We start from the raw sequence: 2,197 nt of genomic DNA, 5'->3' as shown, positions 1-2,197 counted from the left end.
TATTGATTATATTGCACATAATAACCGATTATCGGATTTTAATGTTTATGTCAAGTTAATACTTTCAGTTGCTTTGATGATTGTCACATTGGTGATTAATAATTTGTCATTGGACTTTTTCACATTTATTCTAATGTCTATTCTAATTTTGGCTGTGGCAAGAATATCTCTAAAATCCTATCTTAAGTTTCTTGCAATTCCAATAATCTTTGCTGTTGTCACATGTATTTTTCTCATATTTTTCTTTGGAAGCGGTAAAGTAATCTATGACACTGGATTATGGGGCATAGTTGTTACCCAATCTTCACTGGACTTGGGAATCAGCACATTTTGCCGATGTTTTGCATGTTTTTCCTGTTTGGGATTTTTAACCTTGACCACACCTATTGCAGACATATTGCAATGTTTATATCTTCTAAAGGTTCCCGTCATATTCATTGACATAGCATTATTGATGTATAATGCAATATTTATATTCCTGGATCAATTGGATACAATGAGAAAAGCACAGGAAACAAGACTTGGTTATGTTGGTTCCAAAAGCACATACAAATCCTTGGGAATGTTGTTCAGCAATCTGTTTTTCAGGTCCTTGGACAAGTCTGAAACATTACAATGTTCACTTGATTCCAGAGCTTATAAAGGATATTTGCCAGTTTATAAACCAAAAAGGGAGGTTAATGATGTTAATAGCAAATAATATTTCTTATTCGTATGATGATGGAACACAAGCTTTAAAAAATGTTAATTTGGAAGTTAAAAAAGGAGAAATAGTTTCCCTACTTGGAAAAAACGGTGCTGGTAAATCTACATTGTTTCTTCATTTTAATGGGATTTATAAGGCTGATGATGGTGAAATCCTAATTGATGGGGAAAGATTGAAACATGATAAGAAAAGCCTTATAAAGTTTAGGCAAAAAGTAGGGATTGTTTTTCAAAATCCTGACGATCAACTTTTTGCACCTACCGTTGAGGAAGATGTTGCATTCGGTCCTCTCAATCTTGATTTGTCACAGGAGGAAACTCAAAGAAGAGTTACTGAAGCATTGAGACGAGTTGATATGGAAGGATTTGAAAGAAAGGCACCTCATCATTTAAGTGGAGGTCAGAAAAAAAGGGTTGCAATTGCAGGAATTTTGGCAATGAAACCTGAAATAATGGTTTTGGATGAACCAACATCAGGCCTAGACCCTAAGGGAGCATCTGACATTTTAAAGCTTCTAAGAGAATTGAATGAGGAAGGAATGACAATTATCATTTCAACCCATGATGTTGATTTGGTTCCTATCTATTCAGATAAGGTTTATGTGATTAGTTCTGGGGAGATAATTAAAAGCGGAACTCCAAAAGAGGTATTTGGAGATGTTGATTTGATTAGGGATGCTAATTTAAGGCTTCCAAGAGTGGCTCACCTATTTGAAATACTTGACAAAAAGGATGGCTTTGAATTGGATGGAGATTATCCCTTAACCATTTCTGAGGCTAGAAGATTAGCCAATGAATTGCATTATGGGCAATAATTGTTTATTCTTTTATTTATTTAATCCTTTTATTTAAAATTCTTTTTATTATTTTATTCTTTTATTTATTTAATTCTTTATAAATTCTTTTTTTTATTTTTTCATTAACTTTTATTTATTTAATTCTTATATAAAATTCTTTTTTTATTTTTTCATTAACTTTTTTATTTTATTCTTTTTTTCATTAAATTCTGTTATTTTTAATTAATTTTTTTAGATTCTTAATCTAAACCCAATTTTATTTATTTCTATAAAAAATTTTATATACTTATTTTAATTAAAATTATATTGTCGCATCATTAATTTGACTGATGTTTATGGTCCTTTTATGAAAGAAGCTTACGCTGTTGATGATTAGAAGAAACCCGGCATTAGATAGGCTGCCTGTTTCGAGGGTTACTCGTGGAGGGAAGGGTAAACTACCTGTGAAGCAAGAGAGTTAGTATACGGGCAAAATAAGTAATTTATAATTGAAATATAATTTATTTTTATATTTCTATTTTTAAATTATACATTCTATTTTTAAATTTACTTTCTATTTTTTAATTATACATTCTATTTTTAAATTTACTTTCTATTTTTTAATTATACATTCTATTTTTAAATTTACTTTCTATTTTTTAATTATACATTCTATTTTTAAATTTACTTTCTATTTTTTAATTATACATTCTATT

The 2,197-nt window shown here is 29.4% G+C and carries 2 protein-coding genes; both read left to right on the top strand.

Annotated features, from left to right (window positions below; genetic code table 11):
- Window position 1: 1 nt before the first annotated feature.
- Window positions 2-700, top strand: coding sequence for a cobalt ECF transporter T component CbiQ (gene cbiQ, locus Q0138_RS03805; protein ID WP_297981139.1), 699 nt, complete (start codon window positions 2-4; stop codon window positions 698-700).
- Window positions 684-1,520, top strand: a complete 837-nt coding sequence (locus Q0138_RS03800; RefSeq protein WP_297981135.1) for an ATP-binding cassette domain-containing protein — start codon at window positions 684-686, stop codon at window positions 1,518-1,520. Before cbiQ ends, Q0138_RS03800 begins: the two co-directional genes overlap by 17 nt.
- Window positions 1,521-2,197 lie beyond the last annotated feature (677 nt).

Origin of the sequence: uncultured Methanobrevibacter sp., from assembly GCF_937906425.1 — an archaeon.
Lineage (GTDB): Archaea > Methanobacteriota > Methanobacteria > Methanobacteriales > Methanobacteriaceae > Methanobrevibacter.
Note: the sequence above shows the minus strand (reverse complement) of the source record. Positions and strands in the feature narration are given on the sequence as shown.